Below are 16,683 nucleotides of genomic sequence, written 5' to 3'. Positions count from 1 at the left end.
AGAAAAGATATGTCAAAAGAATTTAGCCGCACACAGCGTGTGTCGCAACAATTACAAAAAGAACTAGCAGTTATGCTACAACGTGAAGTTCGTGATTCACGTATCGGTATGGTGACGATTTCTGATGTAGAAGTATCACGTGACTTAGCTTATGCAAAAGTATTCGTGACTTTCTTCTGTGTTGGTGATCAAACTCCAGAATCAAGCTTAGCCGCTCTAAAAGAGCACGAGCCATCATTACGTATGATGCTTGGCAAGCGCATTCGTTTACGTCTAACTCCTGAAATTCGTTTTACTTACGACAACACACTTGTTGAAGGTATGCGTATGTCTAACTTAGTAACTGATGTTGTTAATACAGATAAGCGTAAAATGGCAGAATCAGGCCGTACCGAATCAGATGAAGGTGAAGAGTAATGGCTCGCCGTCGTAAGGGTCGTCCGGTTAATGGTGTTATCTTAATTGATAAACCAACAGGTATTACTTCAAACGATACTCTGCAAAAAGTTAAACGCATTTACTTTGCTGAAAAAGCAGGCCATACAGGTGCACTTGATCCTCTAGCAACAGGTATGCTTCCTATTTGTTTAGGTGAAGCAACGAAGTTTTCTCAGTTTCTTTTAGACTCTGATAAACGATACCGTGTTGTCGCTAAACTAGGTGAGCGTACGAATACATCAGACTCTGATGGTGAAGTGGTTCAAACTCGTGAAGTAAAAGTGGATCGCGGTCAGCTAGAGCGTTGTATTGCGAAATTTCGTGGTACAACGGATCAAATTCCATCAATGTTTTCAGCATTAAAATACCAAGGTCGTCCTTTGTATGAATATGCACGTGAAGGCATTGAAGTACCTCGTGAGTCACGTAAGATCACTGTTTATTCTATTGAATTGCTCCGTTTTGAAGGGCATGAAGTAGAAATGGAAGTACATTGTTCAAAAGGTACTTACATTCGTACGATCACTGATGATTTGGGTGAAATGCTGGGTTGTGGTGCGCACGTAACTTACTTACGTCGTACAGGCGTGTCGAACTACCCATATGAGAATATGGTGACGATTGAAGACCTAGAAGCATTGCTTGAGCAAGCACATCGTGAAGAACGAGCTCCTCGTGAGTTGCTTGATCCATTATTAATGCCAATGGACTCAGCAGTACAAGATTTACCTGAAGTAAATATGATCCCTGAATTGGCAGATCATGTTCTACATGGTCAACCTGTACAAGTGTTTGGTGCTCCACAAGATGGCATCGTTCGTATGACATCGGGTGATGAGCGTTTATTCATCGGTGTTGGTCACATTGATGATGATGGACGTGTTGCTCCTAAGCGTTTAGTTGTTTTTCGAGATGAAGAAGAAAAATAATTAATCCTGAGCTTCAAAAGAATAGAAAGAGCAAAAGCTGTTGGTTTTTGCTCTTTTTTTATTGCTTTATTATTGTTCATCCGTATAATTCGCCCTTCGCGTAGTGGCTGAATCAGAGATTGGCTACTACAAATATTAAACTACTCTTATCAGGAGAGAATTATGTCTCTGAATGCAGAAACTAAAGCAGCAATCGTTGCTGAATACGCACAATCTGAAGGCGACACAGGTTCACCAGAAGTACAAGTAGCACTACTAACTGCTTCTATCAACCACCTTCAAGGTCACTTTGCTAATCACAAGCACGATCACCACAGCCGTCGTGGTCTACTACGTATGGTTTCTAGCCGTCGTAAGCTTCTTGATTACCTAAAAGGCAAAAACCTTGCTCGTTACCAAGATCTAATCAAACGTCTAGGCCTACGTCGCTAATTTGCGATGTCTGTAAAGACAGTTTGACGAAAAGGAGCGTTTATCGCTCCTTTTTTTATGCTCTAAAATCTCCTTTTTCATTCCTGAAACTCGCATCTTCCCCCAATTGAGGTATACTGTGCCTCGTTGAAATTGCTCAGTAGTAATTTTGATAAAACTATCCAATTCATCATATTACAGTCACCGAAGTCGGCCACTAGGTCGCGGCTATTACAAATTATCTTTAGTGAAGTCAATTTGTACTAGTCGCGATTAGTAGTATGTTGAATTATCAACTACAAATTTCTTATTTTTGATAGCACAACAAGCCATGTGAAAATAAGAATAAAGGAAAAAAAATGTTCGCGAATCCAGTCGTAAAATCATTTCAGTACGGTAACCATACCGTTACTCTAGAAACGGGTGTAATTGCTCGTCAAGCTACAGCTGCTGTAATGGCAAGCATGGACGATACATCTGTATTCGTTTCTGTTGTTGCTAAGAAAGAAGCCGTTCCTGGTCAAGATTTCTTCCCATTAACAGTTAACTACCAAGAGCGTACATACGCAGCAGGTAAAATCCCAGGTGGTTTCTTTAAGCGTGAAGGTCGTCCTTCTGAAGCTGAAACACTAACAGCACGTCTAATTGACCGTCCAATCCGTCCTCTTTTCCCTGATGCATTCAAAAACGAAGTACAGGTAATTGCAACGGTTGTTTCTATCAACCCTGAAGTTAACCCAGACATGATCACTATGATCGGTACGTCTGCGGCATTAGCTATCGCTGGTATTCCATTTAACGGTCCTATCGGTGCTGCACGTGTTGGTCACATCAATGGTGAGCTTGTTCTTAACCCATCAAACACTGAGCTTGAAAACTCTAAACTAGACCTAGTAGTGTCTGGTACAGAAGGCGCAGTATTAATGGTTGAATCAGAAGCTGATAACCTAACTGAAGAAGAAATGCTTTCTGCAGTTGTGTTCGGTCACGATCAACAACAAGTTGTTATCAAAGCAATCAATGAGTTTGCTGCTGAAGTTGCTACTCCTGCATGGGATTGGGTTGCTCCAGAAGAGAACACTGTTCTTAACTCACGTATTGCTGAACTAGCAGAAGCTAAATTAGTTGAAGCTTACCAAATTACTGAAAAAATGACTCGTTACGATCGCATTCATGAAATCGCGGCTGAAGTTAACGAAGTTCTAGTATCTGAAAATGAAGATGTGAACCTAAAAGAAGTTCACACTATTTTCCACGACCTAGAGAAAACTGTTGTACGTCGCAGCATCATCGCTGGTAACCCACGTATCGATGGTCGTGAAAAAGACATGGTTCGTGCGCTAGACGTACGTACTGGTGTTCTTCCACGTACTCACGGTTCTTCTCTATTCACTCGTGGTGAAACTCAAGCTCTTGTTACTGCAACGCTTGGTACACAACGTGATGCTCAAATCATCGATAGCCTAATGGGTGAGAAGAAAGATCACTTCCTTCTACACTACAACTTCCCTCCATACTGTGTAGGTGAAACTGGTTTTGTTGGTTCTCCTAAGCGTCGTGAAATCGGTCACGGTAAACTGGCTAAACGTGGTATCCAAGCGGTTATGCCTTCTATTGAAGAATTCCCATACACAGTACGTGTAGTTTCGGAAATCACTGAATCTAACGGTTCATCTTCAATGGCTTCTGTATGTGGTACATCTCTAGCTCTTATGGATGCTGGTGTTCCAATTAAAGCATCTGTTGCTGGTATCGCAATGGGTCTTGTGAAAGAAGGCGATGATTTCGTTGTTCTTTCTGACATCCTTGGTGACGAAGACCACCTAGGTGATATGGACTTTAAAGTAGCAGGTACTAACGAAGGTATCACTGCACTTCAAATGGATATCAAAATCGAAGGTATCACTAAAGAGATCATGCAGATCGCTCTAAACCAAGCTCAAGGTGCGCGTAAGCACATTCTTGCTGTTATGGATGAAGCAATCTCTGGTGCTCGTGAAGATATCTCTGAATTCGCTCCACGTATCCACACAATGAAAATCAGCTCTGATAAGATCAAAGATGTTATCGGTAAAGGTGGTGCAGTTATCCGTGCTCTTTGTGAAGAGACTGGTACAACTATCGAAATCGAAGACGACGGTACTATCAAAATCGCTGCAACTGAAGGTGCTGCTGCTAAAGAAGCAATTCGTCGTATCGAAGAGATCACTGCTGAAGTTGAAGTGGGTAAGATCTACACAGGTAAAGTTATGCGTATCGTAGATTTCGGTGCGTTCGTAACGGTTCTTGGTCCTAAAGAAGGTCTAGTTCACATTTCTCAAATCGCAGAAGAGCGCATCGAGAAAGTAGCTGATCACCTACAAGTTGGTCAAGAAGTGAAAACTAAAGTACTTGAAATCGACCGTCAAGGCCGTATTCGTCTAAGTATTAAAGAAGCAAATGCTGAACTAAACCCAGCACCTGCTGCTGAAGCAAAAGACGCAGAATAATCTTATTGATTACAGTCTTTTGATTTAAAGCATGTTATAAAGGGAGCAGAAATGCTCCCTTTTCTTTTAATATAGAGTCGCTTTTATTAAAAGAATTAGGTTTATCATAGGAGAAAATGAGTGAATTGGATTCGAGTAGCCTTAGTTGGCGCAGTATTAGTGTTGTCTGGGTGTGCATCTAAAGGGGATACTTCAGGGTGGGGATACCCTCCAATGGCGGTTCCTTTACAACCAAGTATCCAACAAGAGATCCAATTATCTCGTTTGGACCAATTACTACAGCGCCCTGATGTGGATGATGTAACTCGTGCAAAAATGTACTATGAAAGAGGGTTAATTAAAGACAGTTTAGGTTTACGTGACTTGGCTCGTGTCGACTTTACTCAATCTTTAACGTTAAAACCTGATCAGAGTGATGTGTTTAATATCCTTGGTGTTTACTATACGCAAAATACGGATTTTGATGGGGCTTATGAAGCATTGGATTCAGCGTTAGAGTTAGATCCAAACAATCAATTTGCGGAACGTAATTTAGCTATCGCTCTATATTATGGTGAGCGCTACGATCAAGCGTATGAGATTGCTCAAAAGCATTACAATGATGCACCTCGCGATCCATACCGTGCAATTTGGCTATATTGGATTGGTTTAGAAGTGGATGCAAAAGTTGCAACAGAAACCTTCCAAAAACAATATCAACAAAGAACAGATGAAGACTTTGGATGGGATCTTGCAGGACTTATTCTAAAAGAAACTTCTGAAGATGAGTTTTTGAAAAAAATCTTAACAACAACTCGTAATAATGTCGCATTGGCAGAAAAACTAACAGAAGGTTATTTTTACTTAGCTAAGCGTTATCAATATGAAGGTGATTATCCAAACGCAATTGCTTTGTATAAGTTAAGTATGTCGAACAACGTTTATGAGTATGTAGAACATAGGTATTCATTCGTAGAGTTAGGCAATATTTATAAAGCTTTACGTGATTTGCAAGAGCAAAAAATAAAAGAGCAGCAAGTACAAGAAGTGAAAGAAACACCAGTTGCACCACAGGAAACAAGCTCTGAAAAAGAGATGCTAAAAGAGGAAGCAACAGCAGAATAATTAGCTATACTAATATAATAAAAAAGCCTTATTCATATGAATAAGGCTTTTTTGTGTTCAAAAGAAAATTCAAAATTACATTTGAATGTCTAACCCTGCAATGTTGTGCCAGTAACCATTACAATGACGAGCATCTTTTAAAGCAAACTTTTCAGAACCTGTTTCATTTGCTTTGAATTTACTTACTTCATCAAACGTTTCAACACTTAATGGGCTTAAGCGTACTACATCAACTAGGTTACTCATGCTTGGTAAGTCATTTATCAAGTTGTAGCAATAGCCTGATTGAGTCTGAATACCATTTAACGTGAACACTTCCTGACCTTCTTGGCTATTAACCGTAATACCTGTTGGATATTTAATACAGCAGGTTTCACATTCATCTTTTGGTTTATTCTCTGCACGAGCAGTAAAGCAACGAGCAGAATACGCAAGAGGAAGATAACCGTAACTGAATACTTCGGTTTCAAATTTATTGCGGATGCCAAGTTCATCACATTGAATTAATACATTCTGTAGCCATTCACGAGAAAGTTCTACTGGCATACACCAACGGGTCATCCCTTGCTTTAAAAAGAGGTTTAGAGTTTGAGCGTTATAGCAGTTAACAGCTGGACCAACAACAAATGGAACTTTGCTCTCTGATGCAAGTTGAATCGCTGACACATCATTGGCTTCGATAATAAAATCACCATTATCAATGTACTTTTTCATTACATTGACTTCACTTGGTGCTTCTAATAACGCCATGGTAGATAACACAACTTGTTTACCTGAGTCTGAAATATCCTTAGCAATAGCAAACCAATCTTTAGGTTTCATTTCTCGGCGTTTTGAACAAACACTTTCACCTAAATAAATAATATCAGCTTCACTATTAGTAGCTTGTTGATAAAACGACTCAACGTTTTCTTTAGACCAAAAGTATAGGAGTGGACCTAATGCGTATTTCATGATGTTCTCCTATTGCCACTTCTTATGATAAGCACCAAGAGTGGTTTGTGTCCCCTCTGATACGTTTGCTAATGTTGCATCCCATTTAGGTTCTACAGCATAGCCTTCAGGATTTGCTTTATAGCTGTCGATAGCTGCACGCCATGTGCGAGTTACTTGCTCAACATAAGCGGGGCTGCGTTGACGCCCTTCAATTTTCACTGATGCCACATTGGCTGCAAATAATTCAGGAACTAAAGATAAGGTATTTAAACTGGTAGGTTCCTCAAGGGCATGGAAGGTTTTGCCTTCTACATCAAAGCGTCCTTTACACAGAGTTGGATAGCCTGCATTTTCACCTTCACCATAACGATCGATTAAAATATTATTTAAACGAGACTCCAGTCCATTATCGGTTTCTTGCCAACGAACGTATTTTGCAGGAGAGCAAGCGCCTACGGTATTTGGAGATTCACCAGTCATGTATGATGATAAGTAACAACGACCTTCAGACATGATACATAGACTACCAAAAGCGAAGACTTCTAAATCAACATCTGAGGTTAAATTACGAGAAAGTTGTTTAACTTGATGAATAGATAACACTCGTGGCAAAACAACACGTTTAATATTGAAGTTCTTTTTATAAAAATCAATAGCGGCAACATTGGTTGCTGATGCTTGTACCGAGAGGTGTAGCTCTAAATCAGGGTAGGTTGTTGCAGCGTATTCTAGTACAGCAATATCAGAAATAATAAGCGCATCAATTCCCATTGCTGCTGCATTATCTACGGCCTTTGTCCAACGGCTAAATCCATCTGGGTGAGCAAATGTATTTAAGGCAACATGAATATGTTTATTTTTATCGTGAACATATTGCACTGCTTTCTCAAGCTTTTTACCTGTAAAGTTTAAGCCTGCAAAATGGCGAGCATTTGTGTCGTCTTTAAAACCGATATAAACAGCATCGGCACCGCAATCAATTGCGGTTTTTAGTGCGGGCAAATTACCGGCTGGGCAGAGGAGTTCCATAAGAATACCTAATTACAAAAATCTGATGCTCTATGATAATAGTAACAAAATTTTGAAACTTGATATAAGGCAGGTTTTTAGTTGTTTTGTGTTTTAAATAAAGGCTTGGGATGGATTGAGGTTCAACCTGAGTTTTTGCTCTTTTTAAATTTATAATCGACTGTAATACCTAGAAAGTGGTGGGTTTTATCTAGGTATTAAGTTCGATTATTTCTATTTATCTGGCGCGTTTGTTTTGTACTAATAACGCTTCAATCTCATGTTTTGGTTGAGGTTTGTAGAAATGGAATCCTTGAATAGAATCACAATTTAGACTTGATAATAGCATCGCTTGTTGTCTTGTTTCGACTCCTTCAGCAACGATATCCATGTTTAAATTTTTACCTAAATTAATTACGTTTTCGATGATCGTAATTTGCTTGGGTAATGTGTCTATTTCATTAATAAACCCGCGATCGATTTTTAACTCATCTAATGGAAAGCGTGCTAGATAAGCTAAAGAAGAGTAGCCAGTACCAAAGTCATCAATTGATAGAGTAAAACCGAGTTTTTTAATCGCATCAAGCATTTGAATTGCATGTTCGCCATCACTCATTACCGCACTTTCAGTTAATTCTAACGTGATACAGTTAGGGTCAACTTGTGTGGTCTTAAGAAGTCGCTCCATGTACTCAATTAATTGAGGGTTACCAAATTGCTCTGGTGACAAGTTAATCGCAATACGACCAGGTAAAATCCCTTGATTCTTCCATTCCTTAACGGTTTGGAAAACCTCTCGCATTACCACTTTTCCTAGTGTTTCAATTAAACCTGAACGTTCAGCAACAGGGATAAAGCGAGCAGGGCTGATATAGCCTTCCACAGGGTGTTTCCATCGAACCAGAGCTTCTGCACCATTAATTCTAAAGTCACGAGCACTTACTTTTGGTTGATACCAAACTTCAAGTCCATTATTTTGAAGTGCTTTTTGTAATTCAATTTCTAACCAGAGGCGCATACGTGCTTCTTTGTTCATTTGGTCATGAAACTTAATTAAACGGTTTCTACCTCGATCTTTTGCTTCATACATGGCTGTGTCTGCATTTTGCAATAAACTGCGAGCATCACTGCCATCTGCTGGGTATTGAACACTACCAATTGAACAAGCAAGACGTTTTGAGAAGTGAACAAGATCGAATGGTTGATTGATTAAATTGATGATCTTTTCCGATAATTGCTCAAGAACTTGGTTATGCTCAGGCTTTGGAAATAGTATTCCAAATTCATCGCCACCTAAATGACCTACTACGGCGTGTTTTGGTAATAGTTTCTGTAAGCGATTGGAAATCTCTTTTAAGACGCGATCCCCAATATGATGACCAAGTGAATCATTAATATTCTTGAAGTTATCAATGTCTAAATAAAGCATGAAAAAAGGAATATCTTCTTTAATCATCTTCTCTATAACATGAGTAAAACCGTGTCGGTTATAGATCCCAGTTAGTAGGTCTACTTGAGATGCTGCAACATGACTGCTCATTGCGATTTGCTTCTTGTTTTCTTTTAAAATAACAAGATGAGCAGGGCTTCCTAATATGTGAGTTTCTTCAACCGTTAATATTAATTCGGCACGCAGGGAGCAATTAGCGGTAGTTCTTACTGTTAATTGTTGTTCAGAAGGTAAGTTTGAAATTAACTCTGATAAGCATTGAGTGCGAGAAGGGGAATGTAAAAGTTGTTCAATGCTTTCGCCAATAAATTCTGTTGGGTTGTTAAACCCAAGCATTTTAGCTGATGCTCCGTTAGCAGAGACAATAATATCTCCTTCAATTAAAAAGACGGAGTCACTTAATAGCTCTGTAAGTTTGTGGTATTTAGATTCGCTTTCTTTTAGAGAGTTGAGAAGTTGTTGGCGTTCTGAGGTATCGACAGCGTGAAATACAATATAAGTGGTATCTTCTTCATGAATAGGGAAGAGACTAAAATGCAGACTGGTATCAAAACGATGGTCATCTAGCGTAATTTCAGCTTCAATTTTTTCACCGTTTAGGGCTCGGTCATAATAGGCTTTTAATGACGAGTAAAAATGTTTACCTAAAATTTCAGAGTCACTTCGACCACAAAGGGATTCACGGTTTAATCCACTAAGTTCACAGTAACGGTTGTTTACTGTTATGTATTTATGGTCTTTGTCCAAAATAGCAAACAGAAATGGACTGTTATCTGTAAGCAAAGGAAGCCAATGTTGTATTTGAGAGAGAGACATAGTGTTACCGCTTTAGTAAAGAAGACCAATAACTTCCAGAGATATAATGTTTATTTATAAGACGAACAGTAAAATATACATTGAAAGAATCCCTATTTTCTACCTTTAATCGTAATAAGTGCTTTTTTTGATAATAAACAGGTTAGATATCACTCTATCAATTTATACTTGCCTCTAGTTATCGACCAAATGTTATGGAAATTAAGTGTGATTAATCAAATTCGTTCGAAATTAGTAGAAAATGCGGCCTCTGTTTTAAAAACTCCTGCAAAATTAGTTCCTGTTTCAATCCAACAGAAGATGTTACTCGAAGGATTAAAACAAGTTTTCCATGAAGCACTTGAAGATGGTGATTTTGAGTTTTTAGAAGATAAATGGCTTAAAGTTTCGATTCTTGATCTCGAATTAGAATGGTTTATCAGCTATCAAGATGAAAAACTGGTAGTCTCAAATAAAACAGAGAATGATGATGTGAGTTTCAGCGGGCAGTTAAATGATTTGATTTTAATTGCTGGCAGAAAAGAAGATCCTGATACTTTGTTTTTTCAACGTCGCCTAAAAATTGAAGGCGATACAGAGCTTGGTTTGGAAGTGAAAAACTTAATGGATAGCGTTGATCTTGATTCGTTACCAAAACCATTAAATCAAGCATTAATGACGTTGGCGAACTTTGTACAGCAAGGTTTGCAGAAACCAGAAGTTAAAGAGACCATGAATGCTTATTAGAACTGAAGCTCCAGCTGATATTCTGACGGTTGACCGTTTAGTTCGCTCTGCATTTGATACTGAAGCAGAAGCGAAATTAGTGATGTCTTTGCGTGAAAACAGTCATTTAACACTTGCATTAGTTGCATGTAGTGATGATGGTGAAGTGATTGGTCATTGCTTGTTTAGTCCAGTTACCCTTAATGGTGACGATTTAAACTGGCAAGGATTAGCTCCTTTATGTGTGAAAAAGGAGCATCAAAAACAAGGCATTGCTGAGGCATTAGTAAAAGAAGGTCTAGAGATGCTGACTGAACTGGGGTATCCAGTTGTTGTCGTATTAGGTGATCCTAATTACTATCAACGTTTTGGTTTTGAATCAGCGACGAATTACGATATGCACTCTAAATGGGAAGTTCCTGAAGGTGCTTTTATGATTAAAGCCTGTTCTTCTGAATTTATTGAAGGAAAATCAGGGCTAATCGAGTACTGTCCTGAATTTGATTTACTATAAATAGACGAAAAGAATGCTCATTTTGCTATGAGCATTCTATTTTTATTGGGAGTTAGCGCTTTAATCCCCATACTTCCACTTTGGCTTTTTTCACCATTCCCGCGGCATTTAATGTCAGGTTTCCCCAACTCTTATATTGTAATTCCAGAAAATCAAATTTGGATTTATCCGTTCCTGGTAATTTATAGGTCCGAGTGCTCATTCCCTTTGTCAGTGTGCCCATGGTTTTTAATTGCTTTGTTGAGCCATCAGTCATGGTTACTTTCATGCTTTTTATGCTGACAGTACCTTGCACACATTTTATTTTTATCTTTGAAAATTTACGTTCACTAAGAAAAGGTAATGGTTCTACTTTATCCTCTTCTTGCTCAAAATTAACCGTCTTATCGCCAATAAGTACCCAATTATCTTTCGCATAAGCAATGTTTATTGATACGGCATTAATAAGTAAAACAAGCGCAATCGTTGAAAGAAAAGAGGAGAAAGTGGTAGCAGTAATCAATTGCTTTTTCATTAGCCATAGCCTTAATACAAAAATGAGGGGCAAAAGTATTGAATCAAAATACATGCAAAGTCAGGAAGAGGTCAAAATGCCTTTTTGTATCGCACTTGAGACAATGTAGCGTTACTCAGTAATGATGAGTGCGTGTTCCGAGTGTGTATCAGTAGCATCAAATCTAGAATGTTGATAAGATTCTCCACCTTAGATAAGTAGGTGAATGATATGCCCCAGCAAGCGTTACAGTTTTTAAATGAGATGGATATTTCGGTTTGGCAAGTTCGTCAAACAAGCTATTTTCCAGCATTAGAAAACACAATATTATCGTTACCTGAAACTTGTCAGTTATTATTTGTAGCTCCTGCCATACCGACAGAGCGTGATGCTTTTCTATTTGGAAAAGTGCTTGCGAGTATGAAGCTGTCGCCTGAGCAGGCGTTATTTCTTTCCTCTGAGTCATTAGAATATATTGGTGAGCATCATTTAGATTGGTGCTGGTTCTCAGGTGTATCAACCACAGAGCTAGAAGGCGTTAAAATATTAACCTCTCCTTTATTGTCAGAGATGCATTCTAATACTCAATCACGACGTGATTTATGGCGACAAATTTGTTCTTATGACAATTAAAATTCAAACAACTTCTGAATCTCATTTAGATGATATTTGGCGAATAGAAAGAACTGCTCACTCTCATCCTTGGGCTGAATCCATGATTAGAGAGCTTGATAGTCGCTGCGCTCAGCATCGTGTGATGTTAGTTGATGAACAAGTCGTGGGTTACTTTTATGCTCAAAATGTTGTTGGTGAAGTGACTTTATTGAATATTGCGATAGATCCTGCCCATCAAGGTAAAGGATTCGGCCGTAAATTAACTGAATTTTTTATTGATATGTGCATGGAACAAAGTGCTGAATCAGCATGGCTCGAAGTGCGTGAAAGCAATACAAAAGCCATTTCATTATATGAGTCTGAAGGGTTTAATGAAGTGACTCGCCGTCATGATTATTACCCAACAAATAATGGCAAAGAAGACGCTATTATTATGAGCTTTATATTTTTCTAAATTCCTTACTTTAGATAAGAGGCGAGTTTGCGTATAATCTCGCCTAATATTACATGTTCTATCCTTTCTGAAATCTTACAGGATTATCAACGCTTATGTCTTTTTTACAAGAAGTGGGTAAACGCAGAACGTTTGCCATCATTTCTCACCCGGATGCGGGTAAAACAACCATTACTGAAAAAGTATTATTATTCGGAAACGCGATTCAAAAAGCGGGTACCGTAAAAGGTCGTGGTTCAAACCAGCACGCAAAATCAGACTGGATGGAAATGGAAAAAGAACGTGGTATCTCTGTTACTACGTCAGTAATGCAATTCCCATTCAATGATTGCTTGGTTAACTTACTTGATACTCCTGGACACGAAGATTTCTCGGAAGATACTTATCGTACACTGACTGCTGTTGACTCATGTCTAATGGTAATTGATGCGGCGAAAGGTGTCGAAGATCGTACTCGTAAATTAATGGAAGTTACGCGTCTACGTGATACACCAATCGTAACCTTCATGAACAAATTAGACCGTGAAGTTCGTGATCCAATGGAAGTGCTTGATGAAGTAGAAAGTGAGCTAGGTATGGCTTGTGCTCCTATTTCATGGCCTATTGGTTGTGGTAAAGAATTTAAAGGTGTTTACCATATTCACCGTGACGAAACGATTTTATATGAATCAGGTCATGGTCATGAGATCCAAGAAGTACGTACGATCAAAGGTCTTGATAACCCTGAACTAGATGCTGCAGTTGGTTCTGATTTGGCTGAAAGTGTTCGTGAAGAGCTAGAGCTTGTTATGGGGGCATGTCCTGAGTTTGATCATGAGCTTTTCCTTGCTGGTGAATTGACACCTGTGTACTTCGGTACTGCTCTTGGTAACTTTGGTGTTGACCATATGCTAGAAGGTCTTACTGATTGGGCTCCAGCTCCGCAAACTCGTCAAGCGAATGAGCGTGATGTTGTAGCTACAGAAGATAAGTTCTCTGGTTTTGTCTTTAAGATCCAAGCAAACATGGATCCTAAACACCGTGACCGTATTGCCTTTATGCGTATTGTATCTGGTACATATACTCAAGGCATGAAGATGAACCATGTTCGCACAGGTAAAAACGTCAGTATTTCTGATGCGGTAACCTTTATGGCGGGTGACCGTTCACGTGCTGAAACGGCTTACGCTGGTGACATTATCGGTTTACATAACCATGGTACCATTCAAATTGGTGATACGTTTACTCAAGGTGAAAGCTTGAAGTTCTCTGGTATTCCTAACTTTGCCCCAGAATTATTCCGTCGTATTCGCTTAAAAGATCCTCTAAAGCAAAAACAATTGCTTAAAGGTTTAGTTCAATTATCTGAAGAAGGTGCGGTACAAGTATTCCGTCCTCTGCAAAACAATGATCTTATTGTTGGTGCGGTTGGTGTGCTTCAGTTTGACGTGGTTGTTGCTCGTCTTAAAGCAGAATACAACGTTGAAGCGATTTATGAAGGCGTGAGCGTTGCAACAGCTCGTTGGGTTGATTGTACTGATGGTAAGAAGATGGATGAGTTCCAACGTAAGAACCAAGCTAACTTGGCGCTTGATGGTGGTGACAATCTAACTTACATTGCACCTACAATGGTGAATCTAAACCTTGCTTCTGAGCGTTTCCCTGATGTTCAATTTAGAGCGACACGTGAGCACTAATTAATAAGTTGCTTATCAAATAAATAAAAACGGAGTCTTAACGGACTCCGTTTTTGTATCTATAGTATAGAGGTAATGACTGTAATTAATGATAAGGAAGGCAAGGGTGCTGAATCTGATTAAGTTATGGATTAAGAAATACGATGATTGGTGTAAGTCGCTAGGTTTGACACCAGAAAACAAACGCAGCTGTGTTCCTTATAAAAAAGAAGAAGAGTAATGGCCTTTACGTTTATTGATTCTCATTGTCATTTTGATTTTGCTCCTTTTAAAGATAATGAAGCGTCATACTTACAAATGGCAAAAGATAAAGGCGTTACAACGTTCATTGTCCCCAGTGTGAATCAATCAAACTGGAATCAAGTGAGTGCGTTGGCACATCAATTTGATGAGATTTACTACGCATTAGGTATTCACCCATTATTTATTACATCAAGTTATGAAAAGGAGTTAGAAAACTTAGTTGAGTTGCTTGATGAAAAAAATAATAAATGTGTAGCGATTGGTGAATGTGGACTGGATTTTTGGCATCAAGAAAGTGATAAGGAAATACAGTTTTCTGTTTTTCGTCAACAGTGTGTATTGGCAAAAAAGCATCAACTTCCTCTAATTATTCACAGTCGTAAAAGCCACGATATAGTATTAAAGCTGTTGAGAGACATTCGGCCAGAGAGAGGCGGGGTGATTCATGGTTTCAGTGGTAGTTTGCAACAGGCTAATCAATTTATTGAATTAGGTTTCTATATTGGTGTTGGTGGTGTGATCAGTTACGAAAGAGCTAAGAAGACCAAAACGGTCATTTCACAGCTGCCTTTAGATAAAATTTTATTAGAAACCGATGCGCCAGACATGCCAGTATTTGGCTTTCAAGGTGAAAAAAACACCCCAGATAAAGTACAAAATATATTCGAATATCTGTCTTTGATTAGAAAAGAATCAATGCAAACGATTTCGGAAACTGTTTATAAAAATACCACCTCTTTGTTTGGGATTTGAGTTATCAGTCATTTCTTTAGGTGTAATTGATGATTATTTAGAAACACCTTAGTGATAATGATCACAATTATGAATGAATAAAGCATGTATCAGCCACGATTATGTGACAACAGCATTACTTTCTTTGTGGTTCAATGAGTATAATCGCCCCCGCTAATTTGAAACACGCCAACAATAAATTTAGGGAAAACTTTAACTATGAGCCTGCTAATGAGTTTGGTTGGGATCGTGGTACTGCTAGGTATAGCTGTACTTCTTTCTGATAACCGTAAAGCAATCAATCTACGCACTGTCGGTGGCGCTTTTGCTATCCAATTCTTCTTAGGCGCATTTGTACTTTATGTACCTGTGGGTCGTGATGTACTTTATGGTGCATCGGAAGCTGTTGCTAACGTAATTAACTACGGTAACCAAGGTATCGAATTCTTATTCGGTGGTTTAGTTTCTGGTAAAATGTTCGAAGTATTTGGTGGCGGCGGTTTCGTATTCGCACTACGTGTACTTCCTGTAATCGTATTCTTTGCTTCTTTAACAGCTGTTCTTTACTACCTAGGTATCATGCAAATCGTGATTAACTTCCTAGGTGGTGCATTGCAAAAAGCACTTGGCACATCTCGTGCGGAATCACTATCTGCTACAGCTAACATCTTTGTTGGCCAAACAGAAGCGCCTTTAGTTGTGCGTCCGTTTGTTCCAAAAATGACTCAATCTGAGCTATTTGCAGTAATGTGTGGTGGTCTAGCATCTGTTGCTGGTGGTGTACTAGCTGGTTACGCTTCTATGGGCGTGCCTCTAGAGTACCTAATCGCAGCATCATTCATGGCTGCACCAGGTGGTCTTCTATTTGCTAAAATCATCAAACCAGAAACAGAACAACCAATTGAACAACTTGATGCTCTAGACAACGAAGGCGATGACAAACCTGCTAACGTAATCGATGCTGCTGCTGCAGGTGCTGCAACGGGTATGCAACTTGCGTTAAACGTAGGTGCAATGCTTCTTGCGTTCATCGGTCTAATCGCTCTAATCAATGGTATCTTAGGTGGTATCGGTGGTTGGTTCGATATGCCTCATATCACTCTAGAATTGATTCTTGGTTACATCTTTGCTCCTTTAGCATTCTTAATCGGTGTTCCATGGGAAGAAGCAACAATTGCTGGTTCATTCCTTGGTCAAAAACTGGTAGTTAACGAATTCGTAGCATACCTAAACTTTGCACCTTACCTAGCTGATGGCGCTGAAGTAGTTCTTTCTGAGAAAACAGAAGCAATCATCTCATTCGCACTATGTGGTTTCGCAAACCTTTCTTCTGTAGCTATTCTACTTGGTGGCCTAGGTAGCCTTGCACCAGCACGTCGTCACGACATCGCTCGCATGGGTATGAAAGCGGTTGCTGCTGGTACATTATCAAACCTAATGTCAGCAACAATTGCAGGTCTATTCCTATCTCTATAATCGTATAGAGCAGAACAGATAATGATTAAAAACCCGCATTATGTGCGGGTTTTTTTATGTCTGTAAATAAAGAAAAAGTGTGATGAATAAATGCACTAAACTCACATTTTTTATGCAAAAAGTTTGAGATGCAAACCGATTGCGTTACCACACGAAAACAATCAAGCTAAATTATATTGATATAATGAATCCAT

The 16,683-nt window shown here is 39.0% G+C and carries 17 protein-coding genes; 13 read left to right on the top strand and 4 right to left on the bottom strand.

Annotated elements, in window-relative coordinates; genetic code table 11:
* Positions 1-9: 9 nt before the first annotated feature.
* The 5 genes from rbfA to nlpI all read left to right on the top strand — a co-directional run bounded on the left by rbfA (position 10) and on the right by nlpI (position 5,371).
* On the top strand, positions 10-417 hold the full coding sequence (rbfA, locus tag GNP81_RS10955; protein WP_005417680.1) for a 30S ribosome-binding factor RbfA: 408 nt from the start codon (positions 10-12) through the stop codon (positions 415-417).
* Positions 417-1,367 (top strand): tRNA pseudouridine(55) synthase TruB, encoded by a 951-nt coding sequence (truB, locus tag GNP81_RS10950; protein WP_005417681.1) that lies wholly within the window; start codon positions 417-419, stop codon positions 1,365-1,367. Before rbfA ends, truB begins: the two co-directional genes overlap by 1 nt.
* A 162-nt stretch (positions 1,368-1,529) precedes the next feature.
* Positions 1,530-1,799: a 30S ribosomal protein S15 gene (gene rpsO / locus GNP81_RS10945; protein ID WP_005417682.1), complete on the top strand. Its 270-nt coding sequence runs from the start codon at positions 1,530-1,532 to the stop codon at positions 1,797-1,799.
* A 338-nt stretch (positions 1,800-2,137) separates the two neighbouring features.
* A complete protein-coding gene (pnp, locus tag GNP81_RS10940; protein ID WP_155657740.1) occupies positions 2,138-4,267 on the top strand; it encodes a polyribonucleotide nucleotidyltransferase in 2,130 nt (709 codons plus the stop codon).
* 120 nt (positions 4,268-4,387) lie between these two features.
* Positions 4,388-5,371, top strand: coding sequence for a lipoprotein NlpI (nlpI, locus tag GNP81_RS10935; protein ID WP_336495448.1), 984 nt, complete (start codon positions 4,388-4,390; stop codon positions 5,369-5,371).
* Positions 5,372-5,446: 75 nt separating this feature from the next.
* Here the strand turns inward: nlpI and GNP81_RS10930 are convergent, their stop codons facing one another.
* The 3 genes from GNP81_RS10930 to GNP81_RS10920 all read right to left on the bottom strand — a co-directional run bounded on the left by GNP81_RS10930 (position 5,447) and on the right by GNP81_RS10920 (position 9,581).
* A complete protein-coding gene (locus GNP81_RS10930) occupies positions 5,447-6,325 on the bottom strand; it encodes a U32 family peptidase (RefSeq protein WP_155657741.1) in 879 nt (292 codons plus the stop codon).
* Positions 6,326-6,334: 9 nt separating this feature from the next.
* Entirely contained in the window at positions 6,335-7,336 is a 1,002-nt protein-coding gene (gene ubiU / locus GNP81_RS10925) for a ubiquinone anaerobic biosynthesis protein UbiU (RefSeq protein ID WP_005417689.1), read from the bottom strand.
* A gap of 217 nt (positions 7,337-7,553) precedes the next feature.
* Positions 7,554-9,581 carry a sensor domain-containing protein gene (locus GNP81_RS10920; protein WP_155657742.1) on the bottom strand — a complete coding sequence of 676 codons (2,028 nt, stop codon included), beginning with the start codon at positions 9,579-9,581 and terminating at the stop codon, positions 7,554-7,556.
* Between the two features lie 207 nt (positions 9,582-9,788).
* Between GNP81_RS10920 and ubiT the strand changes: the two genes are divergently transcribed.
* Positions 9,789-10,307, top strand: coding sequence for a ubiquinone anaerobic biosynthesis accessory factor UbiT (ubiT, locus tag GNP81_RS10915; protein WP_005417693.1), 519 nt, complete (start codon positions 9,789-9,791; stop codon positions 10,305-10,307).
* Complete coding sequence (locus GNP81_RS10910) at positions 10,297-10,800, top strand: GNAT family N-acetyltransferase (RefSeq protein WP_155657743.1); 504 nt, start codon at positions 10,297-10,299, stop codon at positions 10,798-10,800. Before ubiT ends, GNP81_RS10910 begins: the two co-directional genes overlap by 11 nt.
* Positions 10,801-10,852: 52 nt before the next feature.
* On the opposite strand, the gene GNP81_RS10905 is transcribed toward GNP81_RS10910, so the two are convergent.
* Positions 10,853-11,314, bottom strand: coding sequence for a DUF2541 family protein (locus GNP81_RS10905; protein ID WP_155657744.1), 462 nt, complete (start codon positions 11,312-11,314; stop codon positions 10,853-10,855).
* A gap of 210 nt (positions 11,315-11,524) precedes the next feature.
* Between GNP81_RS10905 and GNP81_RS10900 the strand changes: the two genes are divergently transcribed.
* From GNP81_RS10900 to GNP81_RS10875, 6 genes are all read left to right on the top strand, one after another.
* Positions 11,525-11,926, top strand: a complete 402-nt coding sequence (locus GNP81_RS10900) for a DNA polymerase III subunit psi (RefSeq protein WP_065596580.1) — start codon at positions 11,525-11,527, stop codon at positions 11,924-11,926.
* Positions 11,916-12,362, top strand: coding sequence for a ribosomal protein S18-alanine N-acetyltransferase (gene rimI / locus GNP81_RS10895; protein ID WP_155652769.1), 447 nt, complete (start codon positions 11,916-11,918; stop codon positions 12,360-12,362). The genes GNP81_RS10900 and rimI overlap by 11 nt, the downstream gene beginning before the upstream one ends.
* Positions 12,363-12,457: 95 nt before the next feature.
* On the top strand, positions 12,458-14,038 hold the full coding sequence (gene prfC, locus GNP81_RS10890) for a peptide chain release factor 3 (protein ID WP_005417703.1): 1,581 nt from the start codon (positions 12,458-12,460) through the stop codon (positions 14,036-14,038).
* Between the two features lie 106 nt (positions 14,039-14,144).
* Entirely contained in the window at positions 14,145-14,258 is a 114-nt protein-coding gene (locus GNP81_RS10885) for a DUF5363 family protein (protein WP_394135980.1), read from the top strand.
* Positions 14,258-15,034: a TatD family hydrolase gene (locus GNP81_RS10880; protein WP_155671994.1), complete on the top strand. Its 777-nt coding sequence runs from the start codon at positions 14,258-14,260 to the stop codon at positions 15,032-15,034. The genes GNP81_RS10885 and GNP81_RS10880 overlap by 1 nt, the downstream gene beginning before the upstream one ends.
* 198 nt (positions 15,035-15,232) lie before the next feature.
* Positions 15,233-16,489: a NupC/NupG family nucleoside CNT transporter gene (locus tag GNP81_RS10875; RefSeq protein WP_005417707.1), complete on the top strand. Its 1,257-nt coding sequence runs from the start codon at positions 15,233-15,235 to the stop codon at positions 16,487-16,489.
* Positions 16,490-16,683: the final 194 nt, after the last annotated feature.

The sequence above is a fragment of the Aliivibrio fischeri genome (assembly GCF_009727955.1).
GTDB classification, from domain to species: domain Bacteria; phylum Pseudomonadota; class Gammaproteobacteria; order Enterobacterales; family Vibrionaceae; genus Aliivibrio; species Aliivibrio fischeri_A.
Note: the sequence above shows the minus strand (reverse complement) of the source record. Positions and strands in the feature narration are given on the sequence as shown.